Below are 25451 nucleotides of genomic sequence, written 5' to 3' on the forward strand. Positions count from 1 at the left end.
CTAAATCGGAGCCATCAGCAGAAGCAATTAAGTGGGGGGGTGGCCAGCGAAATGCTGACCGCAAAGGGATGTAGGAGTCTGAAAATCAGGGTCGCGCGATCTTGATCACCGCCGGCAAGTTACGCAGCCGTTTCATCACCTGGGCCAGGTGCACGCGGTTGGTCACTTCCAGCGTCAGCGCGATGGTACTGTGCTGAGCATCCTTCTCGTCTACATGGATCTGCTCGATGCTCGCGCCCTCTTCGGTAATGCGCGTCGCCAGGCGGGCAATAATGCCGCGCTCGGATTCCACCTCCACGCGCACATCCCCCAGGAACTCGCCTTTTACATCCGGTGACCAGTTCACCGCCATGATGTTTTCCGGGTGCTCGCGCAACTCCGCCGCATTGCGGCAGGTATCCCGGTGCACCACCACACCCTTACCGGAACTGATATGCCCCATGATGGTATCGCCGGGAATCGGGCGGCAACAGCGGGCAAAGCTGATCATCATGCCCTCCTGGGCATCGATGGTCAGCGGCGAGGAAATATTGCTCGCCTCCGTCTCGGTGGTGCCTGGCGGGACCAGCAGCTTGGCTGCGGAAAAGGCCGCGCGGTTGCCGAGACCGATCTCTTCCAGCAGGTTCTCGAAACTCTCGTAATTGGCCTCTTTCACCCCGCGGCTGAGCTGCTCCTCGGAAAGGTCGGAAAGCTTGAGGTCGAACTTGGTCAGTGCCTTTTCCAGCAGGCGCTGGCCAAGGGCGATTGAATCGTGATGGCGCTGGTGCTTCAGGTAGTGGCGAATGGCACTGCGCGCTTTCGCGGTTACCACAAAATTGAGCCAGTTCGGGTTCGGCTGCACGTTTTTGCTGGTGAGGATCTCCACCTTCTGGCCGCTTTCCAGCGGCTGCGACAGCGGCGCCAGGCGCTGGTTGATGCGCACCGCCACACAGGAATTACCGATATCGGTGTGCACCGAATAGGCGAAGTCCACCGCGGTGGCCCCGGCGGGCAGATCAATGATTTTGCCCTTGGGCGTGAATACGTAAACCTCGTCCGGGAACAGGTCGATCTTTACGTTTTCGATAAATTCCAGCGAGTCACCGGCGCGTTGCTGCATCTCCAGCAGGCCCTGCACCCAGCGGCGCGCGCGCACCTGGCTGGTGCCACCGGTATTCAGCACCTCGTCGCCGGACGACTTGTACAGCCAGTGGGCGGCAATACCGCTGTTGGCCATCTCGTCCATTTCCTTGGTGCGGATCTGTACCTCGATCGGCACCCCGTGCATGCCCAGCAGCACCGTGTGCAGTGACTGGTAGCCGTTGGATTTGGGGATGGCGATGTAGTCTTTGAATTCGCTGATCACCGGTTTGTACAGGTTGTGGATAACCCCGAAGGTGCGGTAGCAGGTGTCCACACTGTCGACGATGATGCGGAAGGCGTAGACGTCCATGATTTCCTTGAACGACTTCTTCTTCGAGCGCATCTTCTGGTAGATGCTGAACAGGTGCTTCTCGCGGCCGATCACCAGCACATCGATGTTCTCCCGCTCCAGGCGCAGTTCGATGGCGTTCTGGATTTTTTCCAGCAGCTCCTTGCGGTTGCCACGGGCGGCAACCAGCGCCGCGCGCAGGCGGCTGGCACGCAGCGGGTAAATGGCGAAGAAGGCGCGGTCTTCGAATTCGATCCGCACATCGTTCATGCCCAGGCGGTTGGCAATGGGTGCGTAGATCTCGAGGGTCTCGCGGGCAATGCGCGCGCGTTTGCCGGGCTTCAGCGAGCCAAGGGTACGCATGTTGTGCAGGCGGTCGGCGAGCTTCACCAGAATCACACGGATGTCCCGCGCCATGGCCAGGGCCATTTTCTGGAAGTTCTCCGCCTGCTTCTCCGCCGGGCTGTCGGTCTCAAACTGGGTCAGCTTGGACACCCCGTCCACCAGATCCGCGATCTCCTCGCCAAACTGCTCGGCCAGTGCCGCTTTGGGGATACCGGTGTCTTCGATGACATCGTGCAGCATGGCGGCGGCCAGGCTCTGGGCGTCCATGTGCATGCCCGCAAGAATGGTGGCGACTGCGAGAGGGTGAGTGATATAGGGCTCGCCAGAGCGCCGGGTCTGGCCCTCATGGGCCTGCTCCGCGTAAAAATACGCGCGGCGGACGAACTGAATCTGATCGGGGGGAAGATAGGACGAGAGGCGATGGGCCAGACTATCGATCGTGTGCAAAGCCGCGCTCGCCTCTTAGATTTCCTGCATATCCTGCATCAAAACGTGGGGTGGGGATTACAGGTCCTGCTCGGACAGGAATACCGGCGCCGGGGAAGCGGCCTGTACCGGCTCTTCTTCCGGCTCGTCCAGAATGCTGGCGTCAACGAAGCCTTCTTCGATTTCGCGCAGGGCGATGACGGTGGGCTTGTCGTTTTCTTCCGCAACCATCGGATCGCGGCCGCCGGTAGCGATCTGGCGAGCGCGCTTGCTGCCAACAATCACCAGCTCAAAGCGGTTGTCTACGTGGTCGAGGCAATCTTCAACGGTAATACGTGCCATAAAATCTCTGTTCCAGTGTGGGTTCGCCCGGTTGCGGGCAAAAAAGGACAAATTCTGTTGTCTGGTCGGTCACGGCCGACGCGGACGGGGTTAACTATTCTACCGGACCGCGCGGTGTACGCAAATCGAACAATGGGTTCTTTGTGCCGTTTTGGTGGCTTTTACTGACTGCGCAGTAACGATTGCAGCAGACCCGCGTGTTGCTCCTGTTGTCGCGCCAGCCGCTGTCGCTCTGCCACCATGATTGCGCGCAGCTCATTCAGTGCGGTGGTGAAGTCGTCGTTGATCACCAGATAATCGGTCTCCACGTAGTGGGACATCTCATCGATTGCCTGTGCCATGCGCTTGTCGATCACCGCCTGATCGTCCTGGCCGCGCCCGGTCAGTCGCTCGTGCAGCGCCTGCTGCGAGGGTGGCAGGATGAAAATTCCTACCGTCTCCGGCATCAGCTTGCGCACCTGCTGCGCGCCCTGCCAGTCGATTTCCAGAATCACATCGCGACCGCTGGCGAGGGTTTCTTCCACCCATGCCTTGGAGGTGCCGTAGAAGTTCTCAAACACCTGCGCGTGCTCGAGGAACGCGCTTTCCTGCAGCATGCCGGCGAAGCCATCGTGGTCCACGAAATGATAGTTGATGCCATCGATCTCACCGGGGCGCATGGGCCGGGTGGTGTGCGATACCGACACCGTGACCTGAGTATCGGCCTCGATCAGCGCTTTGACGAGACTGGTTTTACCGGCGCCGGAGGGCGCGGAGACCGTATAGAGAGTACCTGTGGACACGGCGAACCTTGCTGCAGTGTGAGTAAGTGGGGTGATGGGCGGGGAGTATAACGAATGCGGGGGCCGCGGAGCGAATATGCGTAGTGCGGAGCGAATGCAAAACAGGCGAGCCTCGACCGGGGCTGGGGGCAAAGTGTTGGGCTTTTCCGGTCCGCCTGCCACGGGGAGGCAGGGTTTCCGAACCCGGTCGAGGTGCCTGCGGAATCACAACCGTGCCTTTGGGGAAGGCGGGCTACCACGGATTCCTTGCGTTAATGACTAACGGATGTGACTGTATCGTCTTTGTCATTAAAAACCAACCGCCACCAGAGTGCGGCGCTTATCAGGCAATAGCCTGCCACCGCCGTCCAGATCAATTGCGGCAGTAGCGGGATCGATACGGCGAGCAGTGCCAGGCGGCCCAGCTCCCAGTAGCGCGTAGCGCTGCTGCCGTCGAGGATACGCCCGTTCAGGATCAGGCCCGCGATGATCAGGAACACCACCAGTGCGGTCGTGGCAAAATCGAGGCCGCTGCCCATAAACAGGATTCCCACGGTTGCCAGGGTGTAGCTCAAATGCTGAGCCAGAGCGTACCAGCGCACGCCGCGGTTTATCTGTGGGTCAAAGCGCTGGAAGTTGTCCAGATCCCCGCTGGGGACGGGCATGGCCGCCTCGGCGTCCGCCGGGCGGTAGCCGGTGGCACGGAACCACAGGCTAAGTTTTTCCTTCCAGCTTTTGGTGTACACCGCATCCAGCCACATGCGCTTCAGGTGCTGCAAATTGGCGGCGAACGGGTCGAAGGTGTTGAGCGGTTTGCGCACGCCGTAGATACATGGCTCGTCGTCCAGTTCTTCCTGATAGGTTCCGAAGATACGGTCCCAGATGATCAGCACGCCGCCGTAGTTGCGGTCTACATACACCTTGTTCTGTGCGTGGTGCACCCGGTGATTGGACGGCGATACCAGGATCCACTCCATCCAGCGGATCTTGGGAAACTTCTGCGTGTGGACCCAGAACTGGTAGATGAGATCGATGGCGCCGGCGGTCAGTAGCACTTCCGGGGGCATGCCCACCAGCAGCAGCGGCAGGTAAAACATCCACGCCAGGGGTACAAAACCGCTGGACTGGCGCAGCGCGGTACTGAGGTTGTAATCCTCGCTCTGGTGATGCACCACGTGCTCGGCCCAGAAGATATTGACCTCGTGCGCGATGCGGTGGCGCCAGTAATAGAAGAAATCGTACAGGACGATCGCCAGCACCATGTGCCAGGGGTTATCCAGCGACCAGTGGATACCCAGGCTCTGGTAGGTGGGTTCCAACCACTGGTACAGCGGAATGTAGACGAGCATCAGGATGCCCACGCGCACCAGCCCGACCACCCGGCTCATGATGCCGGCGCCCAGGCTGCCGATGGTGTCGTTCAGGCGATACAGGCCCCAGCCGCGCCAGCGGTCCAGGGTCAGCTCGAGCACAAGCGCGAGCAGGAAAAACGGAATGGCGGCGGTGATCAGTCCCACGGGCACCTCGAGAATCGTCGGTTTGATTATCTTTGTTGTGACTTGCTAGCAATCTTGCCACAGGGCGCGGTGCGGGCAATGTCCTGAGAGACCGGATTTCGAAATCCGTGTGTTTTTGGCGTTACGCCCATGGCGAAGATCGTCAGCGAGCAACGCCAATCATCCCGCGCGCATCCCCCGTCAGGCCGGTGACTGGCACGCTCGTGCCGACCTTGGTGCTTTCTGATGATTTCCGTTTTGCGATAGCATTTGCCGCAATCACTATTACGGGACAAGGAAATGCCCCACTTTGATTTAAGCGACAGACAGGGAAAGTATTATCGCTTGACGGCCTCAATCCGTTTCTCCGTTCCCTGGATTGATCCACAGCAGGTTCTTATTGCCGGGGAATTACTGGCGAATACGGAGCCCGGCCAGTTGTTGATGGCCGAGCAGCACTTTTTTGGTGGCGGCAGTTACCCCCTTTTGCAGCTCGGCGGGTCCGAGAGTTTCGGGCTCCCTTCCGCTCTGCGCACGCACTCCGGTGCGTCTTCGCTCATTTCAGGTCCCTATTCAGTTCGGAGTCCAGTTCAGAGTCCAGTTCAGGGGCCAATTCAGGATTCAGAGCAGATCCTGCTCGAGGCCATTCGCAGCGGCACGCTCGAACTGCAGGCGGCTGATCCGGCCCAAGCCAGTCACAGCCAAAGCGCAGACGAGCGCAACGCGCTGCGGGTAAAAATCCGCCTGGCGCTCGCTGAAATCGTCAGTCAGGAACGTGCAGAGGCCGCCGGTCATGAACGTTCGCAGGCAAACGAGTCGCACTTGATGCGCGGGCTTATTTATACCGGTGCGTTTTTCAACGGGCTGTGGCACGCGGGCACGGATTTCGCCAAGTGGCTGAAAGAAGTCAACGATGTGGTGAATCCCACCCAGCGCATCTTGCGCAGCCTGCGCTCGGGCATGCGCGCGCGTGAGCGCGCCAGTGTCAGCGGCGAGTCGTATCTGGATGCCTTTGTATCGGAGCAGCTCACCGCCGAAAAGCGCCAGCTGGTAGAGGCCATCGGCTTTGACCCGTCCAGTATCACCCGCGAGCAGTTCGACCAGGCGCTGGAGATTGCCGAACTGGTCTGGCAAGACCCGGCGCTGCGCGCAGATATACGTCGCTTTTGTGTGGAATACGTAAATGCGCAGCATGCGGTGGAGCTCACGGACCTCACGGAGCTGCCGGGCTCGGCCGCCTTTGAGGTTTTGGTTACCCTGGTGCTGTTAGGGGTGACCGCCGGTGCTGGTGTGGCAGTTGCCGGTGCGCGGCAGGCCCGCCACTTCGCCCGGTTCCGCAAAGTAGGTGAATTGCTGAAACGCTACGCCGCTGGACGTTGTAAACATCGTTGATGTGAATGGTGTTCCCTGTGCGGAGGTGGAATTCGAGGATTGATCTTCCTTGTTGCAACTGGACTGCACTGATATCCGCTGTTCGGTATACGCACCCAAATAAAAAAGGCCGGCAAATGCCGGCCAAACAAGGGGGGGATTCCGAATTAAGCAGTATTTTTATTCTCCTTAAGGGGCCGCCTCCGCCTGCAGGGTTACCCCCGAATAAGCGCTGTAACCGCGGACGCTGATATACCAGGTGCCCGACTGCGGGTTGCTGATGCTGCAGCTTTCGTCGTTGCCCCAGCGATAGGGACGACAGTCGTAGCTGCTGGTGGTGGGCTGGCTGCCGTAGCGCACGTACAGGTCACCGTCACCACTGCCGCCGCTCATCAAGACTTCCAGCGTGCTCATGCCGCTGTTCACATCCAGAGTGAAGTGCTGCCAGGTACTGGCCGACCCGGATACGTTGGATTCGGTCCAGCCGGTGGCACCACCGCCGCCATTGCCCGGCTCGTCAAAATTCCCCACCAGGCTCACGCCGGAGAAGGTGCTGTAAGCGCGCACCATCACGTGATAGGTACCCGCCTGCACATTGCTGATCGAACAGGTTTCATTGTTGCCGTTCAGATATGGGCGGCACTCGTAGCTGCCGGTGGTCGGCTGGCTGCCGTACTGCACATACAGGTCCGCGTCACCGCTGCCACCGGAAATCTGGAAGCTCAGGTTGCTCGCGCCGGCCGGTACTTCGAGGGTATAGCGCAGTTCTTGTCCGGAGCTTGCCGCCAGGCCAGATTCAGCCACGCCGTTGGTCAGCGCACCGTCACCCGGATCCGGGTCGCCGCCACCGCCGCCATTGGCTGCCGCGACCGCTGCTGCCGCATCCACGATACCGGAGCCGCACTGGCTGCAGGAACCGGGGAAGCTGCGCGCGGTGCTTTTCAGGTTGGCTTCCACCTCATCAGGTGTGATGCCGCTGTCTACGGCATACAGCAGGGCTGCCGCACCCGCCACATGTGGCGCCGCCATACTGGTGCCCTGGTAGAAGGCGTAGCTGTCGCTGCCGGGGCCCTGAGAACCGCTGTTCAGCGTGGAAAGCACGCCGTTACTATTGGTAGCGGTTTCGCCACCGGGTGCCGCTACATCCACCACGCTGCCGTAGTTGGAGTAGTAGGCACGGCTACCGGCGCGGTTGGTGGAGGCCACGGTGATGACGCCGGAGCAGCTGGCTGGGCTGTAATTGCCGGCGTTGGCATTGGAGTTACCCGCTGCAACCACCACGGTGGTACCGAGGCTGCGCGCGGTATTGATGGCGTTTTGGGTGGTGGTATCGCAGCCACCGCCGCCACCCAGACTGAGGTTCAAAACCTGTGCCGGGTTGGCATTGGCGGGGACACCGCTCACGCTGCCGCCGGCGCCCCAGATGATGCCGTCGGCAATATCCGAGGTATAACCACCACAGCGCCCCAACACCCGGATGGGGACGATCTTCGATTTGTAGGCAACGCCGGCTACACCGGTGTTGTTGTTGGTTACCGCGGCGATGGTGCCCGCCACATGGGTGCCGTGCCAGCTGCTGCTGCGCGCCGGTTGACCCTGACCACAGGCGCCCGCGGGCGACCAGTCGCCGGGATCGCTGGCGTCACTGTCGCGGCCGTTGCCGTCCTGCGCCACGGTGGTATCAGAAATCATGTCGTAACCGGGCAGCAGGTTTGCGTTCAGGTCCGCGTGCGGGCGGTAACCGGTATCGATCACCGCAACCACAACCCCCTCCCCCTGTGTTACATCCCAGGCCGCCGGCAGGTTGAGACCGCCGGTGGACTCAAAGTAGTGCCACTGCTGGTTGTAGTTGGTGTCGTTGGGGGTGGCCATGGGGCGCATCAGTCGGTCTGGCTCCGCGTATTCCACCTGCGGGTCCTGTTGCAGGCGCGCAATAATCGCATTCATTTCCGCCTTGCTGGCACGCTTTTCCAGCTTCATCAGCTGGGCACCGGTTGCGAGCCGGCGCATATGTTTGAAGCGGTGGCCGGCGGTGCGCGCGACGCGGTCGATTGCGGTTTGCGACATGGCAAGACTGTTGGCGCCGGCCGTCGTGTTCTTGTATTTCAGGATGATGCGGTCGGTGACCATCTCCTGTGGGGCAACGCTGGTGGCGGTGAGCTCGGGCTCGACTGCGTGCACAGAAAAGCTGGTGCTCAGGCCGGCGCCGAGCAGCAGTGCGGTGACACCGAGCGCGCCACCGGCGCGGCCGGACATGCGCACGCTGCGTGCCAGTAGATTGAGTATTTTCATTGTTACGAGTTTCTCCTGAATTATTTTTATCGTCGGGGCTTGGTAGGCTCCGCCGTAAATGCACTGCGGGACTCCTGGGCAGCGGCCGCGGATTGGGTGCGCAATTGTGTTGCGGTGTGCCCCCGCGGCAAGTGTTTAACGAGGAGGTGTATTTCGACCTCATGTCTAAACAGGGATAACTCTTTGCTTTTCGCGCCAAAATTAGGTCGAAATTGGTACGATAGTCTCTCGTTGAGGAGTAGGTGTGACGGCGGTCGCACGCGCTGGCGGGGTATTTATCGCTGGTGTGTTTTGCGCACGAGTGGCGGGCGTGAATCTGTGTATGGACTGCCAGTTGGCTTATGAGAAGTGAGGTACGCCCTATTTGTTGCTGTTCGCTAACGTGTTTTTTGCCTCGATCCAGCGGCTCATAAATTCCTCGGCGCGGTGTTCGGTGCGCCGCAGGATGCGTCCCCAGATGTTGCGGTTGCGGTGCGCCTCCAGGTCCGCGGCAATGGCTTCGATACGTGCGAGAAATTGCGGCGCATGATCGGCGTAGGTAAACCCGCTGGCGAGAGCCCGAGTGCCGGCAGCGCGCACCTGCTGCCACGCCGCCTTGTTCTGATAGAGCTCGGCGGTGGTTGCGGCAAAGGTATCCGGGCAGTCGCTCACCGGGTAACCCCAGGCATCCGTACTCGCCATGGATTCCGCACCGATAGGGGTGGTCACGGTGGGGGTGCCGGAAAGCCAGCCGTCGAGAATCTTGCCCTTCTGCCCCGCGCCAAACCGCAGTGGCGCCAGGTTCAGGCGATAGCGGGCTAGGGTCGCCAGTGCATCGTCGGTGCGCCCGACAATGCGCAGCCCGGCCTTTGGTTTGTGGAAGCGCTGCATGGCGTGATCGGCATAGGCGCCGTACACGTGGCATTCCACTTCCGGCAGCAATGCGCGCACCCGGGGCCAGATAGTTTCGGCAAACCAGGCTACCGCATCGCGGTTCGGGGCATGCTTGAAGCCGCCGATCATTGCCAGGTGCTCGCGCTGTTCGAAATCCGGCAGCGCGTCGAGGTCTGGCATTTCCCGCACCAGAAACGGCAGGTAGTGCAGTTGCCAGTCCGGCAGGCAGAAGTGCTGCTGGAGCAGGTCCACCTCCACCTGGGAAATCATAACGGTGAGATCACAGCGCGCCATGGCGGCGATTTCACGTTCCGCACTGGCATGGAACAGGTTGAGCGCGTCACCGGTTTTTGCCGCCTGATGACGCGCTTCGCGCAGGCTGTGAAAATCGCTGGTGTCGAGAATCGTCATCGCCTGTGGGCACTGCTCGCGCACGCGCCAGCCGAACTGCTCTTCCATCATAAAGCGGTCGTAAATCACCAGCGTCGGGTCCAGCTGGCGCACCCAGTCATCAAAACTGGACTCGTTCACTTCGATCTGGTGTTCGCCGTATCCGGACTTTGCCTGAAAAGGCGTGGGCTGTGCGGGGCTGCCAATTTCCACGGCATAGCCCGCCTCGGCGAGCAGGTCGAGAATATCCAGTGTGCGTCGGCCGGCAGCCGTGGAGGCGGGTTCGGGCCACTGCTTGGCAATCAGCAGGGCGCGTTTTAAAGGGGGATCGGAAAGCATTTGCGGGATTATGCCAGTTAACGCGGGCGCCGCGTATTCACTTCCAGCCCAATGTGCGCCACAGTGCGATCAGCAGTGGAGGAATGATTAACCAGCCCAGCTCCCACACCGTGGGGCCGATAAACGCGAGGCCGATGGTGAGTGCTGCGGTAAGCGGCTCGATCGTCGAGCGCCGTGCGACCGCGCGCCGCTCGCGGGCGTCCAGTTCGGGGTGGGCAAATCCCTTGCGGCAGGCGTACTTCCAGCCCAAAAGACCAATCAGACCGGATATGGCCAGGCAACTGCTCTGCCCCACCGGCGACGAAACACTCACCAATTGCGGGTCTGCAACCGCAAAGAACAGGTAAAGCCCAACCACCACCAGCTGCAGCAGTACCAGCAAGGTGTGTAGGCCGTCGGAGCGCTCCACCGGCCCCAGCAGCTTGTGGGTAAGGTTCCAGTTAATCAGGGTAAGACCCACCGCAATTACCAGGCGCAGCAGCAATTCTGGGTCTGCCACCAGCAGGCTGAGCAGACCGTAGGGCATTTCCACCCAGGTCATATCCTCGGTGGCCGGCAGGTACATAATGAAATTGACGAACAGGACAGCGTAGGCCACGTCGACAAAGGTCTCCAGCCTTCGCAAGCGACAGCGTTGGGTGAAGACCGTGGCGGCGTCCGCGGTGGGCATGGGGCTTGTTCCGAGGAGGGTTAGCTATTCATCCAGATTAGCACTCCTCGAGCATCGCCTTTTGTTACGCATTGCGTCCGACGAGTGTTGCTTAGTGCGCTTTCACGGGCACTGGCCATAGCAGACGGGTGCGGGCCTTATAGCGCTGGTAGTCTGCCTGATCGCCCCAGCGTTCATCGGCGCGCTTTTCCAGCATCGGCACGCCACTGATATAGCGCAGCAGAACAAAGACAAAAACCGGTGAAATCAGTGCCGCCCACTGGCTGCCTTGCAGCACCGGCACCGCGATCAGAGCGATACCGGTCCACAGCAATATCTCGCCGGCGTAATTCGGATGGCGCGACCAGGCCCACAAGCCACTATCAATAAAGCGGCCGCGGTTTGCTGGGTTGGCCTTGAAGCGCGATTTCTGGGTATCGGCGACCACCTCGATGGCCATGCCGAGCAACCACAAAAGCGTCCCGGCTACCGCCCAAATACCCAGTGGTTCCGCGTTCGCACTGGTAAGTACTACCAGTGCGCAACAGGCGGTGACACTCACCCACAATCCCTGCAGCGTCCATACCATCAGGAAGCGCAAAAACGATGGCTTGATGGCGTCGAAGCGACGGTCTTTGCCGTCTTTGAGAATGCGGGAAAATAGAAACGAACCCAGCCGCAGCGCCCACAAACTCACGAGTATTGCCACCAGGATTGCGCGCGACGACGACTGCGGGTTTAACCACAGCGGCACCAGCACCACGCTGAGATAGGTCACGCTGCCGGTGAGGTCAAAAAACTTTTCGGTTTGCGCGAGGAATGATGGAATGAAGACCAGCCACTGCAGGACGAATGCCAGTACAAACATCCACACCAGCAGGGGCGCACCAGCAAGCCAGACGCTGTGCGAGGACAGCAGCGCGGCCAGGCCTGCCGCAATCGCCAGTATGACCGGTATCGCAAGCGCGGAAATTTTTTCTGCTTTGTTCACAGGAACCCCCGATTAGTTTGTACAGGCGAGTAGGAAATTACTCTAACATGACCGCTCTGATCTCCGCTTTATACCCCAGAAAATACCAGGTCTTTCTATGCCATACGCCATGAATCGAGGCCTGCATATTCATTATCGTGTTACCGGTTAAGGTGCTCCACTGGTTCTACAGCATGGCAGTACTTCCAGGCTGGAAGCCTGGGACGAAAATGGCTATGTCGATGCTTTGCGCGACCAGTTCCAACTGATCATGATCGATGGTCGTGGACATGGTCAGAGTGATAAGCCTCACGAGCAAAGCGCCTATGATCTGCCCAATCGGGTCGGGGATGTGCTTTGTGTGCTCGATGCTCTCGGATTAACCCGTGTGCATTATTGGGATTATTCGATGGGTGGCTGGATAGGATTCGGAATGGCTGCGCACGCGCGGGAGCGCTTGGCATCACTGGTGATTGGTGGGGCGCATCCCTATGCAGACACTGCGACCGCTTTTGCGGAAGCGGGTGTTGCCGTTTCTACTTGAGCAGCCCTTCCCGCAGTAAACGTCTTTTTGCGCGATGAGTAATTATTCCTGTTTCAGCCGCAGCAACATCTGCACTAGCATATCCGCATGTCTATCGACGCGCACTTCTTCACAGGGGTCAATATTGAATAGGCGCCGGCACTCGGGCGCAAAAGAAAATATGGTCGACGAGGCGCTGACCATGATGTAGTACCAGTGCACAAAGGCATCCCGGTCTAACTGCAGGGAGTCACCCACCAATCGCTGCATTTTCTCGCAGGCTGGTGCAATGTACTGCTCAATCAAGTACTGAATGCGCCAGCTATCCCGGGTTGCTTCCTGAGCCATCAAGCGGCTTAGCTCCGGGTGGCGTGCGTGGTAGCCCACATAAAAGCGCACAATAAAGGCTAAGTGCTCGCTTTCGGAAACCTCGCGCAATAGCCCCAGGCGCTGCTCGAACTCTTCGTGCATGCCACTGAACACCGTCGCCACCACGGACTTCCAGAAAGCCTCTTTGTCGCCAAAGTGATAGGCCAGCAATCCGCGTTTTACCTTGGCGGCATTTTCGATATCACGCAGGGAAACTGCATCAAAGCCGCGCTCAGAGAACATTAGTTTTCCCGCATCGACCAGCTTGGCCTTGGTGGCCTCTGCCCTTTCCTGAACACGCCGTGTGCGCCCCCCGCTCGAGGTGGCGGTTACCGATGACATAGAAACCTCGTGTGACTGAGTGGTTCAATTAAGAAACAGATTGAACAGTATTTGGCCGAAAGATAGTCTGGAGACGCTAATTTTAACATGGGAATGACAGCCTAGATGCAGAAAAAATGACTAATAACTTGTTGACCAATCAAATGAATGTGAATAAATTTGTTTGCGTGCAAGTTTTTCTGCACCAGCGATTGATGTTAGTGCTACTGGCGGTATGCCCAGTCGGAATTATTCCGGCCCGAGAGCTTCCGCATTTACAACGATAAAAAGGCCTGGAGGTCTACCGGCATGAAGTCCAATTTCTACAAGCGATTCCCTACCCACCGATTGTGTGCGGCCGTGACAGCACTGGTAGCAGCGGTACCAGCCGGTGCAGAAACTACTTTGGAAGAAATCGTGGTCACCGCCAACAAGCGTGAGACCGGCCTGATGGAAACTGCCGCGGCAGTATCTGCTTTCGACAGCAAGGCGCGCGATGAGCTGGGTCTGGATGGCCCGCAGGATCTCGCGGTGCGTTCGCCCTCACTGACCATTGCGCCCAGTCGGGTCAGTATTCGCGGCGTAGGCCGCCCCAACGTGGCGTTGGGCTCGGACCCCGGTGTCGGCCTGTACTGGGACGGCGTCTACAACACGGAAACCGACGTATTCACCATGTCGAACTTCCTCGACATCGAGCGTGTTGAGGTCCTGCGTGGCCCACAGGGCACCCTTTACGGTCGCAACTCGATTGGTGGTGCCATCAATCTCGTCAGCAAGCAGCCAGACAGCGAAGAATGGGGTACTTCCATCGTTGCTGAGCTGGGCAACTATGGTCACACGGTGGGCCAGGTACTGACCACCGGCCCGGTCACAGAAAAGCTTTCAGTCCTTGCCGCAATCTCCGATATTCGCCGCGATGGTTTTCAGGAAAATATCTACAACGGTGACGACTACGACAACCGGGAAAACCAGTACGGCACCATTAGCCTGCGCCATGAAACCACCGATAACTGGACCAATACCGTCAAGGTGATGCGCGCGCAGTCTGATAGCAATCCCTCCAATGGTTACACGTTGGAACCTTTTGCGACCGATTACGTGCAGGAAGTACGCGATGCTTATGTCGGCACCACGGTGCTGAATTTCCCGGGTATGTATCCGGGGCAGAATTTTGCCAATATGCATCAGGGGATGACCGCGGAAAATCCGGGTGTCAAGAATTCCAGCCAAGTTTCAATCGACTTCACACCGACCCAGACCAGCGAACGTGACGCTGTCTTCTTTACCAGTGAGCTGGATACCGACAGCTTCACCCTCAAATATACCGCAGGACATTCGAACTTTGATTTCAGTCGTGCGCTCGATGCGGATCTCACTGCTTCCGGCGACTCAGGCCTTGATTGGAACAACCTCTTCCTAACCACTGAGTTTGGTCCGCTCCCAGTTTCTCTGGTGACCGGTATTGGCGCCACGCCTTCCGACCTGATTTTCTCATTTGAACAGCAAGCGGATTTTACCTCGCACGAGTTACAGCTGAGTAGCGACCTGGACGGATCGGTGAATTTTATCGGTGGTCTCTACTATTACAGCAGTGATGAGTTTCAGGACATCAGCTACCAAGAACGCAATGCGGAGCTGATGGCGGTTTACGGAGTTTTCGGCAGCTTTATCGGCCAGACGGTGAACCCGGATGGCTACCTCTACAAGGCTACTGCCGACCTCGAAACCACATCTAGCGCCGTTTATGGGCAGATGGATTGGAGCGTCAATGATGATCTGGTAGTTACCCTGGGGGCGCGTTACTCAAAAGACGAAAAGTCCGGTAGTGATCTGACGTTCGCACAGTACGTTGGTGACCCGTCAAGCCCGTTTGTGTCTCGCTCGGAATCCGAGTCCTGGGATCAGCCTACGTGGAAGCTGGGCCTCGACTACACGCTCAGTGAAGACCAATTCCTATATGGCTTTGTTGCTACAGGCTACCGCTCGGGCGGTTTCAATTTCCTTCAGCCCACCGCCAGCACTGATGTGGATATGGTTGAGCCGGAAACCCTGACTTCAACGGAAATTGGCTACCGTGGCAGCTTTGCCGACAACCGGGTGAACTTGAGTGCGTCGGTTTACCATTATGCGTATGAAGATATGCAGGTTCTCAAACAGACCGTGATTAATGGCGTTGGCCTGGCGAGTTATGAAAATGCCGCCGAAGCCAGTGCTACAGGCCTCGAGACCGAGTTGGTGGCCCTGCTGACCGAAAACTTGATGCTCAGCGGCACATACTCCTACAACAACACCCGCTTTGAAGACTTCTCGTCCGCTGATCTTAACGCCTGTGCGTTGGGCCCACGCGCAGAGGGCCTGGTGTTCGACGATCTGTGTATAGCCGAACAGAATCTTACGGGTAATGCCTTCCCGCTCAGCCCTGAGCACAAAGCCTCAGCCAATCTGACCTACAGCTGGGAAGCCATTGGTTTTCAGTGGAGCGCTACCGGTAGTTACTTGTACACCGGAGAGCAATATATGACGGCCTTCAATCGCGACGATTACGACCTGCTGGATTCCAGCGATCGCATCGATTTGCGTTTGAACGTGGCCTCGTTGGATGACACCTGGGAGGTTACTGGCTTCGTCAAGAATCTCAGCGACGACCGCCACGTTACCTACCGCGAGCGTCCGAGCACGGTGACCCAGACTGCTGTGTCGACATTGAGCGATCCGCGTCTTGTCGGCCTCCGCTTGAAGTACAACTTCTAAAGCGGACTAAGGTGTGGCCCCAGAAGGGGTCGCGCCGGTCCATAGAAAATTGCTGCGGCATGCGGTTCATGTTTCCGTTGCCGCTACCGGACTTTTTTTGAGGTACCCATGCGAGACCTTCCTGTAAACCAACCATTTGCCATGCCCGCGCACTTCGGGCCGCGAGGTAGCGATGCCCGCGCCAGTGGCTGGTACCGCGATGTCACTATGATGGTGGTGTCCTATGTTACCGATGGCGAAAAGCTCGCCCGTTACCTACCGGAACCTTTTTCTCTCGATGACGAGCCTGTGATCACGGTTGTGTACGCCTGCAACAAGCAGGTCGACTGGCTCGCCGGGCATGGCTATAACCTGATCGGCGTCCATGCCAATGCCCGCTTTGATGGTCGGCACGACCAATTGCGTGGCACTTATACCCTGGCGATGTGGGAAAACCTCACGGATCCAATTCTGACTGGGCGCGAGCTGCAGGGAATTCCCAAAATCTATGCCGATATCCCTGAACACACCGTAAACAACGGCTGCTGGCACGCCGAAGCCCGACATTTCGACAACTCGATTGTTAATTTGCAGGTGGACGACCTGCGACCGCCAACGGCCGAAGAGATTGCGGAATCGACCGCGGCACAACAAGGCCGCGATAACCCCATGGCTTGGCGCTATATGCCGGCGATCGGAGGCTTTGGATCCAGCGTTAGTGAAGCCACCACCTTTCCCTCGGAAACCCATTACCACGATGTGCAGGTGGGTAGTGGCAGTGTGGCTTGGCAGCAGCTCAGCTGGGAACAAAACCCAACCCAGTTCCATATCGTCAATGCTATTCAGGCGTTGCCGGTAATCGAGTATCGCCCAGCGATGGTCGCGCGCTGCAGTGTCAACCTGCTAGTACCCGATCGATTGCCGCGCGCGATCCGTTAAGTCCTGCGACGTTTAGGTAAGAAGTAGTGAACCAGAAAACGATAAAAAAAATCTGCTATATCGGTGCGGGCACCATGGGGAGCTACAACGCATTGATTGCAGCTATCGCCGGCTATCAGGTGACATTGTTCGATCAGGACGAAGACGCTCTGCTTACTGTGCGCGCTCGCCAACAGGAAATTGCCGGGCTCCTGATAGCCAGTGGCAAGGTGTCGCAAGTCGCTATCGACAATTGCTGGGCGCGTGTGCGCACATGCTCCGATCTCGCCGTTGCCATTGGCGACGCAGATCTAGTCAGTGAATCGGTCACGGAATCCCTTGAGATAAAACGCACCGTACTGCGTCAGCTCGAGGCGCTGATGCGCCCCGGTACACTACTTACCAGTAACACTTCCGCGCTATTGCCATCGGACATGGATGTGGGGCTCCGAGACGGCGAAACTTTTGCCGCATTGCATTCTTATCTGGGTGCGCCACTGATGGATATTGTCCCGGGTCCACGTGCCAGCGAACGGGTTGTAGCCGTACTCGAGCAATACGTACGTAGCCTCGGTTGCGTGCCAATGGTGCTGCACAAGGAGTATCCCGGCTATATCCTGAATTCCCTGCTAGGGCCGCTGCTCACGACGGCCATGCTCCTGGTCAGTCGATCGCGGGCGACGGTCGAACAAGTAGACCGCGCCTGGATGCGTCATATGGGGGGTACCATGGGTCCGTTCGGCATGATGGATTTGTTTGGCCTGAATGTCGTACTGGATAGCTGGAGGCGACCCGCACAAACCCACCATCGCGCACAGTTCAAAGCGGAAATAATTCGCTGTCTGCAGCCAATTGTTGCCGCCGGGCACACTGGTATGAAATCGGGCCAGGGATTTTATTGCTATCCAGCGCCCACGTATGCGTCAGAAAGTTTTCTTCGCAGCGAACCAGTATGTGAGGAAATTTTTACCGCGCTTATTGGAAGTGTCGTGCAGGCTGGACTACTTATCGTCGCCGATGGTGCTGCCAGCGCGGAAGAAGTCGACCGCGCGTGGCGCATAGGCACCACTTTAAAAACTGCGCCACTCGAGCTGGTCACTACTGGCACAAGCCAAGTGTTGCGAGAAGAGGTACTCTCGACCCGCAGCGATTTGTCGCTACTTAGCGAAACGCAACAGCAACAAGCGCGCGGTGCCCTGGCTGTCGCCGCCCCGGCCTGATGGAGGTATCTGTGGATCAGGAGCTCTGCGGAAAAATCGCACTGGTTACCGGCGCCTCGCGCGGTGTGGGTGCAGAAACGGCGCGTCAACTGGCTCGCGGCGGTGCAACAGTGATACTGGCGGCGCGTAGTCGCGAACAAGGCGAAACCGTTGCCCAATTAATTTGCGCCGATGGTGGTAATGCGGAATTTATCCAGCTCGATGTTACATCTCGAGACAGCTGGTGCGCCTTGGTGGCACATGTCATGGAGCACCATGGGGCCCTGCATATCTTAATTAACAATGCAGGAGTACATATCGCTCGTGCATTGGAAAATTGTTCGGAAACGGATTTCTACAAGCAAGTAGAAACGAACCTCAAAGGCGTTTTTCTCGGTTGCCAAACTACTCTTCCGCTGTTGCGCGAAAGTGCGGCGCATTGTGGTGATGCCGCCATTGTCAACGTTTCTTCTATCGCCGGACTGGTCGGCGTCGCAAACCAAACCCTCTACAACATGACCAAGGGCGGATTGCAGCTCTTTAGTAAGTCGCTGGCTCTTGAGCTTGCACCACAAGGTGTGCGTGTTAATTGCGTAAATCCAGGCATGATTGAAAATGATATGGGTGACGCCTTGGTAGAACAGTTGGTCAACGAACAAATGTTTGCCGATACCGAGAGCGCGAGTCGCTATCTTCATCGGCAAATTCCCCTGCGGCGTTTTGCGCGCAGTGGTGAAGTTGCGAAAGCCATTACTCATCTAGCCAATCCATCCTCCTCATATATGACAGGTACCGAAATGGTGCTCGATGGTGGACTCACAGCGGGATAAGAGCCATGCAAAATACTTTGAATAAGTCGACAAAAAATGCCTATGGTATGGGACAGTTTGCCTGGGCGGCGAAGGATTCTTGCTTTCACTACTTCCTGTTTTTTTACTACACACAAATACTTGGTATGTCCCCGAGCATTGCGGGGCTGGCTGCGCTACTGTCCATTATCGCTGATGCCATTTCTGACCCAATTGTCGGGTACTTCTCCGACAAGTCACAGTCGCGCCGCTGGGGTCGGCGGCACGGTTTCATGGCATTGTCGATTCTCCCGGTATCCCTTTCATTGTTTGCGATTTTTAACCCGCCCGCAGGGCTTGATGATGGCGGCTTATTTGCGTGGTACATAGGCAGTGCGATTCTGGTGCGTACAGCACTGACCTTCTTTGTCGTGCCACATATGGCAATGGCCGCAGAGCTCAGCGATGACTACCATGAACGCACCAACATCGTTTTACACCGAACTTTCTGGGGTTACGCTGGCGGAATCAGCTTGCAGGTCCTGGCCTGGTTTATTTTGATTCCAACTGCCACCAGCAACGGTGACATCGCCAGTGGCTATCAGAACATTGGGCTCGCGGCCGCGCTGCTGTCCGCTGTTGGGATGGCAATTGCTGTATGGGGTACACGTTCGCGAATTCCCTACTTGAAGCAGGCGACAAGCGAACAGAAAAGCCGCGCCTGGCACTGTGCGTTTACCGATATCATCCAGTTCTTCAAAATTCCTTCTGCGCGCATCCTATTTTTCGGCAGCCTGATACTGGTGTGTGGTATGGGTACCGCAAATACCATGTTATTGCACGTCAACACTTTCTTTTATGGCTTCAGCAGCACGCAGACAGGTGCCTTCATGCTGTGCGTATTCGTGGCCTTAATTCCCGCGACGATATTAACCATGAAAATCAGCGCACAGATGGGTAAGCGCCGCAGCTTAATGCTGTTCCTCGTTACCGCCGCTCTGGTGGGGCCGATTCCAGTACTTGCGCGTATTTACGGATTTACGCCAGCCCCGGGAACGGCAAACCTACTACTCCTGGTGTGCCTGTTTGTCGTTATTCACCAGACGTTTTTTATTGGCGCCATGAGTATCACTGCTTCGATGGCCGCGGATGTCGCCGACGATGTTGAGGCAGAGTCGGGTCTGCGTCAGGAAGGCTCACTGAACTCCGCGTTGATGCTCATTCAAAAAGTGACGTTTGGCGCAGGCACGCTGTGTGCCGGTCTAATTCTCGACTTTGCCGGCTTTTCCGATTCTGTGGACGCCTCTGGGGTCACGATGGATATGCTGGCCCGTCTCGGCTGGGCTTATGGTCCAGGTATTTCCCTTGTTGTGCTCGGCAGTGTCTACGTTTTTTCTCTCTACCGCTCCCGGCGTGAAGGGGAAGCCTTTCGTGGAATGGACAAGCGCGCGATTTCGGCCAGCTAACCTGTGACCAAAAACTGAGATAAGAGAAAATGACTGAGAATGCCTTCGAATATTCACAGGCGATGCTGCAAAAAATTAATCCGCAGGGGTTTCGGAACCTGGTGGATGCGTTTGATGCTGCTATATCGGCATATGCAGATAAGTCAGCATTTTCCTGCCTTGGTCAAACGCTGACGTTTGCGGAATTGGATCGCCACAGCCGAGCTTTTGCAGCCTATCTTCTCAGGGATGGTTTGCAGCCAGGTGACCGGCTGGCGATCCAAATGCCCAATATCCTGGCGTATCCGATTGCGGTTTGGGGTGCTTTGCGGGCTGGTGTGGTCATCGTCAATACCAATCCGATGTACACCGAGCGAGAAATTCGTCATCAGTTTCAGGATGCGGACGTCAAGGCACTATTGGTGTATGAGGCCTGTCTGCCGGTAACCGCCAAGGTTGCAGGTGAACTCGGCATTACCCGGGTAATCGTTGCCAACGCACTGAAAGCGGACGCCGGGCAGCAACTGCCCGACGAGTGCCCGGAAACTTATGTGACACTCAGTAATGTCCTGGCGCGCCATCTCGACCAGCCTTGCGAGCCGACAGACTGCGCCATGGAAAGCCTGGCGGTGCTGCAATACACGGGTGGGACAACTGGGCCATCAAAGGGTGCCATGCTGACGCACGGTAATTTGTATGCAAGTGCATGGCAGACCACTAGTGCACTGGATGAAAACGAGCGCAACGACGGCGTGGTGATCGCTCCCATGCCGCTGTATCACATCTACGGTTTCACCTGGAATGTCATCAGTTGTTGTATGAATGGCGTGCACTCGGTGTTGATTCCAGACCCGCGCAATCTCGACAGTCTGATACAGGCGATGAAAGCCCATCGTTTCACCGGGTTTGCTGGCGTGAATACCTTGTTTGCGGGGCTTATGCGGCACCCGGAATTTGATGACATTGATTTCAGTGCACTGCGTGGCTCCATTGCCGGAGGCGCAGCGCTGGTCAGCTCAGTCGCGGAAGAGTGGGAGCGCCGCACGGGCACGCTGTTATTTGAAGGCTATGCGATGTCTGAAACCAGCTCATCACTTACCTGTAATGTGCCGACAGCACATCAATTAGGTACCGTCGGCAAACCGTTGCCAGCGATGCAGGTCAAGGTCATCGACTCCGACGGAGAAATCCTCGCCGACGGTGAAGCGGGTGAACTGGTGGTACGTGGCCCCCAGGTGCTCAAGGGCTACTGGAATCGTCCGGAGGAAAGTGTCGCGGCAATTGACCGCGATGGCTGGTTTCGCACCGGTGATGTCGCCGTGATCCAGGAAGATGGGTTTATACGAATCGTAGACCGTATCAAAGACATGATTTTGGTCTCCGGCTTCAATGTCTATCCAAATGAAATTGAAGATGTATTGACCGCTCACCCGGATGTTTTCGAATGTGCTGCGATAGGCGTACCCGATGAACGCACTGGCGAAGCCATCAAAGTATTCGTTGTTGCCGCCGGTGACTCACGCAATATGGATTCACTGTGGGAATACTGCCGCAAATTACTGACCCCTTATAAAGTCCCCAAGCATATTGAATTTATCGATGCGTTGCCCAAATCGGCTGTGGGCAAGGTACTGCGCCGCAGCCTGCGTAAATAGCTACAACGCGAATTTTTTCCGAGTCGACCAATAATCTCCGGTAGTGCCTGCTTGATTGAAAATCGCAGGTATTTTCCTTGGCTAACAGATGTGAGAACGCCATGCCCTTTAAAGCACCCATCCGCGACGTCCAGTTTCTCGCGGACAAGCTACTTAACGCGCAGCAACACTACGCAAGTCTCGCAGGTGGCGAGCCACTGGATTGCGAACTGCGCAACGCCATTCTCGAGGAGGCGGCGCGCTTTAGTGAAGAGGTGCTTTACCCATTGAATCGCAATGGCGATGAACAGGGCTGCCTGTGGAATGAGGATGGGGTAAAAACACCCGACGGTTTTGCCGACGCCTATCGGCAATATATTGATGGTGGTTGGCCGGGCCTCAGCATGCCCACCGCTTTTGGGGGGCAGGCGTTGCCAAAGTCCCTCGACTTTATGGTGTCCGAATGCTTGAGTCAGGCGAACCATGCGTGGGCAATGTATCCTGGTTTGAGTGCAGGTTGTCGTGGAACGCTGTTGGCCCATGGCACAGAGTCCCAGCAAGCAATCTATTTGCCTAAACTGACCAGTGGCGCCTGGACAGGCACTATGTGCCTGACCGAGCCTCAATGCGGCAGTGACCTTAGTTTCTTACGCACCCGCGCGGAAGCACGGGAAGACGGCTCTTATTCCATCAGTGGTACCAAAATCTTTATCAGCGCCGGCGAACACGATCTCAGTGAAAATATTGTTCATCTGGTACTAGCGCGACTGCCCGACGCCCCCGCGGGAACTCGCGGTATTTCGTTGTTTATTGTCCCCAAGTTTTTACCCGACCCACAAGGCGAACCTGGCGCACGCAATGCGGTCCAGTGCGGCTCGCTCGAACACAAAATGGGCATTCATGGAAACGCCACATGCGTGATGAATTTTGACGGTGCTCAGGGCTTTCTCATTGGTGAGCCGCACCGTGGGCTATTGGCCATGTTTACCTTTATGAATTCTGCGCGACTGGGCGTTGCGCTGGAAGGTCTTGCCCATGGCGAAGTCGCGCTGCAGGGTGCGCTCAGCTATGCGACTGAACGCGAAGCCGGGCGTGCGTTATCCGGCGCAAAAGCGCCAACGCGCCCGGCGGACAGACTGGTCGTACACCCGGATGTGCGGCGCATGCTGTTGACTATCCGTGCGCTGACTGAAGGTAGCCGTGCATTGCTGCACAGTCTCGGGCAGCTGGTAGACATCGAACTGGGTACTGATGCCGAGGCAGCGGCTGAAGCTGCCAGTTTGCTCGCATTTTATACGCCAATCGCCAAAGGCTTCATGACCGAAATGGGCATCGAATGCGCGAATATCGGCATGCAGGTCTACGGAGGCCACGGCTACATCCGCGAGTGGGGAATGGAACAAAACCTGCGCGATGCACGCATCACTACCATGTATGAGGGCACTACTGGTATTCAGGCACTGGACCTCCTGGCACGCAAGGTGCTACGCGACCAAGGGGCCTCACTGGAGACGGTCATTGTCCGCATTCGTGCCGACATGGAAGACATGGAGGCAGATTACGCCCAACGTCTTTCTGCGCGCCTTGAAGAATGGCAGGCGATCACCGCGACACTATTCAATTCCGTCAGTGAGAATATTGACGAGCTTGGCGCTGCGTCGGTGGATTATCTGATGTACTCCGGCTATGTGTTGCTGGGCTGGCAATGGGGGCGCATGGCCAGTGTGTCCGAAGTACGGGAAGGTGCGGATGCTTTCTATCGTGCCAAGGCCGTGACGGCACGCTTTTATTTCGACAAAATACTGCCACGCTGCAGCAGCCTGGCGGAACAGATGCGCGCCGGTGCAGACAGTCTGATGGCGCTGGACGATATGGACTTTGACGTCCTCGCGGGTCGATAACCGGGTGCAACAGAATGAGCCCGACCGAGCGGCAACTAGCTGAAGACATACGTGGGTTTCTTCAGCTGGTGGAGAGCCTGGAACGTCCGGCACTGACTGACGTTGGTGCCGAAGTGGCGCGCACAGCCGTCAAGACAATGACGCCAGACGATGGCGGTGTACGTCGCTGCCAATCGGAGGACATGGTTTTAGACGTGGCGGGCGGCCAGATACCCCTGCGGATCTACCGGCCGCGAAACCCGCGTGGGGTACTGGTCTTTTTGCATGGCGGAGGTTGGGTGCTATGTGATCTCGATACCCACGATGAATTCGCAGATCAGTTGGCGCACAGCACCCAGCACGTAGTGGTATCCGTTGGCTATCGTCTGGCTCCGGAACACCCGTATCCGATTCCATTGGACGATGCCTATGCTGCGCTTTGCTGGGCTGGCGCCAACGTGGAAGCGCTTGCCCCGGGGTGTTCACAGGTTGCAATTGCCGGTGACAGCGCCGGGGGTAATCTCGCCATTGCGTGCAGCCTTAAGGCCCGCGATCAAGGTGGTCCTCGTATTCGTCACCAATTGTTGCTCTATCCGGTCACGGATATCAGCAGTCTGGAAACACCGTCGTACTCTGCTTTTGCCGATGGCTATTATTTGCGTAAGTCCGATATGGCGTGGTTTGCCCAGCAATATGTCCCCGATACTGGCAGTACCAGAGACCCTTATGTGTCACCGTTGTGCGCAGTAAATCTTCAGGGCTTACCACCGACCTATCTGATCACCGCAGGCTTCGATGTGCTGCGGGACGAAGGCACAGAATTTGCCGCAAAGCTGAAACATGCCGGGGTACCCGTTCATTATGTCTGTTACCCGGAGATGATTCATGGATTCCTGACGCTGGCGAGCAACATCCCGTCCGCCCGCACTGCCACTGAGAGGGTATTAAGGGAGGCCGCACTGGAGCTGTGTTCACAGCAGGTGTCAGCGTAAATCTGTGTGGGTGCTCCGAAACGCCTCGATTGCTTGTTGTTAATAAAACAGCAGAGGGTGTGAGAGATCGCTATCCAGTGCGTCGCCTAGGTCGAGCGCTTCATCTTCCGGATAGAGCGTGTTAATCGCCAAGCGCGGTTCCGACACGTACGATGCGGGGCCCACTGCACCGACGTTCAGGCTGACATTGAAAAGACTCAGAAGTTTGCCCTTGTAGCGTTGCTGAACACGGTAACTGGCCATGGGCTCGAGCTGTGAAGCAATCTGGGCCCAGTCGTCCGGCACACCGGGATGTGCTGCGAGTTCACGCACCATCCCGTGGTAGACGGGATCATCGGTCAATAGAGCCTCCTGCTGGGCATACATCAAGATCATGGCCAACTTATGCCGCCAGGATTCTTGCGCCGCACCTTCCGACGGACGCCGGAACAAAAACTCGAAATGATTTTTTACCTCGACCAGCTCCTCAGCGCTAACCACCTCTTTGTAGAAGGCCACCCAGCTGCGGTTCACCATCAACAAGCGGCCGTAGCGATCCATGAGCACTGCTGGGTAGGGGTCCATCGCCTTCAGTGAAAACAGGGTAGCCTTGCGCAGCCAATTGAACTCTGGCGCTTCGAAGTCAACGGCCTGGCTGCGCGCGAGATATCCTGCTGCCAGTCGCAGGTAGCTACTGTCCCGCTCTCCGAGCTGCAACGATTGGGCAATCGCCTCAACCAGCGCTTCACTGGGGCGCGCCTTGCCATTCTCCAGAAAGCTGATATGCCGGGTTGAGGATTGTAGATTGAGCGCCAGCGCTTCCTGGCTCATACCGCGCACCTTGCGCCAGAACCGCAATAGATGCCCAAACGCCGGATAGGCTGTATCGCTCATATTCCCGCCTTAACAAACAGCGCCACGGCAACGTATGCCGCGGGGCTCTCGAACGTGACCTGGCCCAAACTTGACCTGAGAGGTAATGGCCGAGTCTATCAACTGGGTCAACAA

Annotated in this window: 20 protein-coding genes; 10 read left to right on the forward strand and 10 right to left on the reverse strand. The window is 57.5% G+C overall.

Annotation, left to right across the window (positions count from 1 at the left end; all coding sequences use genetic code 11):
* Positions 1–85: 85 nt before the first annotated feature.
* The 4 genes from ACP15R_RS16485 to ACP15R_RS16500 all read right to left on the reverse strand — a co-directional run bounded on the left by ACP15R_RS16485 (position 86) and on the right by ACP15R_RS16500 (position 4802).
* Positions 86–2203 carry a RelA/SpoT family protein gene (locus ACP15R_RS16485; RefSeq protein WP_224868120.1) on the reverse strand — a complete coding sequence of 706 codons (2118 nt, stop codon included), beginning with the start codon at positions 2201–2203 and terminating at the stop codon, positions 86–88.
* A gap of 57 nt (positions 2204–2260) precedes the next feature.
* Entirely contained in the window at positions 2261–2524 is a 264-nt protein-coding gene (rpoZ, locus tag ACP15R_RS16490; protein ID WP_010132103.1) for a DNA-directed RNA polymerase subunit omega, read from the reverse strand.
* A gap of 161 nt (positions 2525–2685) precedes the next feature.
* On the reverse strand, positions 2686–3306 hold the full coding sequence (gene gmk / locus ACP15R_RS16495) for a guanylate kinase (protein ID WP_222231005.1): 621 nt from the start codon (positions 3304–3306) through the stop codon (positions 2686–2688).
* A 251-nt stretch (positions 3307–3557) separates the two neighbouring features.
* Complete coding sequence (locus tag ACP15R_RS16500) at positions 3558–4802, reverse strand: sterol desaturase family protein (RefSeq protein ID WP_224868119.1); 1245 nt, start codon at positions 4800–4802, stop codon at positions 3558–3560.
* 279 nt (positions 4803–5081) lie between these two features.
* Here ACP15R_RS16500 and ACP15R_RS16505 point away from each other — a divergent pair, with 279 nt between their 5' ends.
* Positions 5082–6173, forward strand: coding sequence for a hypothetical protein (locus ACP15R_RS16505; protein ID WP_424987568.1), 1092 nt, complete (start codon positions 5082–5084; stop codon positions 6171–6173).
* A 168-nt stretch (positions 6174–6341) separates the two neighbouring features.
* Here ACP15R_RS16505 and ACP15R_RS16510 read toward each other — a convergent pair whose 3' ends face one another.
* From ACP15R_RS16510 to ACP15R_RS16525, 4 genes are all read right to left on the reverse strand, one after another.
* Complete coding sequence (locus ACP15R_RS16510; RefSeq protein ID WP_318247431.1) at positions 6342–8444, reverse strand: S8 family peptidase; 2103 nt, start codon at positions 8442–8444, stop codon at positions 6342–6344.
* A gap of 360 nt (positions 8445–8804) precedes the next feature.
* Positions 8805–10046: a glycosyltransferase gene (locus ACP15R_RS16515; protein WP_224868114.1), complete on the reverse strand. Its 1242-nt coding sequence runs from the start codon at positions 10044–10046 to the stop codon at positions 8805–8807.
* Positions 10047–10083: 37 nt separating this feature from the next.
* Positions 10084–10716, reverse strand: a complete 633-nt coding sequence (locus ACP15R_RS16520) for a hypothetical protein (RefSeq protein ID WP_224868112.1) — start codon at positions 10714–10716, stop codon at positions 10084–10086.
* A gap of 91 nt (positions 10717–10807) precedes the next feature.
* Positions 10808–11686, reverse strand: a complete 879-nt coding sequence (locus ACP15R_RS16525) for a DUF1295 domain-containing protein (protein ID WP_224868110.1) — start codon at positions 11684–11686, stop codon at positions 10808–10810.
* A gap of 160 nt (positions 11687–11846) precedes the next feature.
* On the opposite strand from ACP15R_RS16525, the gene ACP15R_RS16530 reads away from it, so the two are divergent.
* Positions 11847–12209: an alpha/beta fold hydrolase gene (locus ACP15R_RS16530; protein WP_224868674.1), complete on the forward strand. Its 363-nt coding sequence runs from the start codon at positions 11847–11849 to the stop codon at positions 12207–12209.
* 42 nt (positions 12210–12251) lie between these two features.
* On the opposite strand, the gene ACP15R_RS16535 is transcribed toward ACP15R_RS16530, so the two are convergent.
* Positions 12252–12899 carry a TetR/AcrR family transcriptional regulator gene (locus ACP15R_RS16535; protein ID WP_224868108.1) on the reverse strand — a complete coding sequence of 216 codons (648 nt, stop codon included), beginning with the start codon at positions 12897–12899 and terminating at the stop codon, positions 12252–12254.
* Positions 12900–13187: 288 nt separating this feature from the next.
* On the opposite strand from ACP15R_RS16535, the gene ACP15R_RS16540 reads away from it, so the two are divergent.
* The 8 genes from ACP15R_RS16540 to ACP15R_RS16575 all read left to right on the forward strand — a co-directional run bounded on the left by ACP15R_RS16540 (position 13188) and on the right by ACP15R_RS16575 (position 24464).
* Positions 13188–15629 carry a TonB-dependent receptor gene (locus ACP15R_RS16540; protein ID WP_224868105.1) on the forward strand — a complete coding sequence of 814 codons (2442 nt, stop codon included), beginning with the start codon at positions 13188–13190 and terminating at the stop codon, positions 15627–15629.
* Between the two features lie 108 nt (positions 15630–15737).
* Positions 15738–16547, forward strand: coding sequence for an acetoacetate decarboxylase family protein (locus ACP15R_RS16545; protein ID WP_224868104.1), 810 nt, complete (start codon positions 15738–15740; stop codon positions 16545–16547).
* Between the two features lie 26 nt (positions 16548–16573).
* On the forward strand, positions 16574–17746 hold the full coding sequence (locus ACP15R_RS16550) for a 3-hydroxyacyl-CoA dehydrogenase (protein WP_224868101.1): 1173 nt from the start codon (positions 16574–16576) through the stop codon (positions 17744–17746).
* 11 nt (positions 17747–17757) lie between these two features.
* Positions 17758–18555 carry an SDR family NAD(P)-dependent oxidoreductase gene (locus tag ACP15R_RS16555; protein WP_224868099.1) on the forward strand — a complete coding sequence of 266 codons (798 nt, stop codon included), beginning with the start codon at positions 17758–17760 and terminating at the stop codon, positions 18553–18555.
* Positions 18556–18560: 5 nt separating this feature from the next.
* Complete coding sequence (locus ACP15R_RS16560; protein WP_224868097.1) at positions 18561–19979, forward strand: MFS transporter; 1419 nt, start codon at positions 18561–18563, stop codon at positions 19977–19979.
* Between the two features lie 29 nt (positions 19980–20008).
* Positions 20009–21613, forward strand: coding sequence for an AMP-binding protein (locus ACP15R_RS16565; RefSeq protein WP_224868094.1), 1605 nt, complete (start codon positions 20009–20011; stop codon positions 21611–21613).
* A gap of 101 nt (positions 21614–21714) precedes the next feature.
* Complete coding sequence (locus tag ACP15R_RS16570) at positions 21715–23493, forward strand: acyl-CoA dehydrogenase C-terminal domain-containing protein (protein ID WP_224868672.1); 1779 nt, start codon at positions 21715–21717, stop codon at positions 23491–23493.
* Between the two features lie 14 nt (positions 23494–23507).
* Positions 23508–24464, forward strand: coding sequence for an alpha/beta hydrolase (locus tag ACP15R_RS16575; RefSeq protein WP_224868092.1), 957 nt, complete (start codon positions 23508–23510; stop codon positions 24462–24464).
* A 39-nt stretch (positions 24465–24503) separates the two neighbouring features.
* Here the strand turns inward: ACP15R_RS16575 and ACP15R_RS16580 are convergent, their stop codons facing one another.
* Positions 24504–25337 carry a helix-turn-helix domain-containing protein gene (locus ACP15R_RS16580; protein ID WP_222248225.1) on the reverse strand — a complete coding sequence of 278 codons (834 nt, stop codon included), beginning with the start codon at positions 25335–25337 and terminating at the stop codon, positions 24504–24506.
* Positions 25338–25451: the final 114 nt, after the last annotated feature.

This window comes from Microbulbifer sp. S227A (assembly GCF_049800935.1).

Bases quoted from the DNA above. Each gene is read 5' to 3' on its own strand.
- rpoZ (WP_010132103.1), bottom strand. From the start codon at position 2,524: ATGGCACGTATTACCGTTGAAGATTGCCTCGACCACGTAGACAACCGC.
- ACP15R_RS16505 (WP_424987568.1), top strand. From the start codon at position 5,082: ATGCCCCACTTTGATTTAAGCGACAGACAGGGAAAGTATTATCGCTTG.
- ACP15R_RS16510 (WP_318247431.1), bottom strand. From the start codon at position 8,444: ATGAAAATACTCAATCTACTGGCACGCAGCGTGCGCATGTCCGGCCGC.
- ACP15R_RS16515 (WP_224868114.1), bottom strand. From the start codon at position 10,046: ATGCTTTCCGATCCCCCTTTAAAACGCGCCCTGCTGATTGCCAAGCAG.
- ACP15R_RS16520 (WP_224868112.1), bottom strand. From the start codon at position 10,716: ATGCCCACCGCGGACGCCGCCACGGTCTTCACCCAACGCTGTCGCTTG.
- ACP15R_RS16535 (WP_224868108.1), bottom strand. From the start codon at position 12,899: ATGTCATCGGTAACCGCCACCTCGAGCGGGGGGCGCACACGGCGTGTT.
- ACP15R_RS16540 (WP_224868105.1), top strand. From the start codon at position 13,188: ATGAAGTCCAATTTCTACAAGCGATTCCCTACCCACCGATTGTGTGCG.
- ACP15R_RS16545 (WP_224868104.1), top strand. From the start codon at position 15,738: ATGCGAGACCTTCCTGTAAACCAACCATTTGCCATGCCCGCGCACTTC.
- ACP15R_RS16560 (WP_224868097.1), top strand. From the start codon at position 18,561: ATGCAAAATACTTTGAATAAGTCGACAAAAAATGCCTATGGTATGGGA.
- ACP15R_RS16565 (WP_224868094.1), top strand. From the start codon at position 20,009: ATGACTGAGAATGCCTTCGAATATTCACAGGCGATGCTGCAAAAAATT.
- ACP15R_RS16570 (WP_224868672.1), top strand. From the start codon at position 21,715: ATGCCCTTTAAAGCACCCATCCGCGACGTCCAGTTTCTCGCGGACAAG.
- ACP15R_RS16575 (WP_224868092.1), top strand. From the start codon at position 23,508: ATGAGCCCGACCGAGCGGCAACTAGCTGAAGACATACGTGGGTTTCTT.
- ACP15R_RS16580 (WP_222248225.1), bottom strand. From the start codon at position 25,337: ATGAGCGATACAGCCTATCCGGCGTTTGGGCATCTATTGCGGTTCTGG.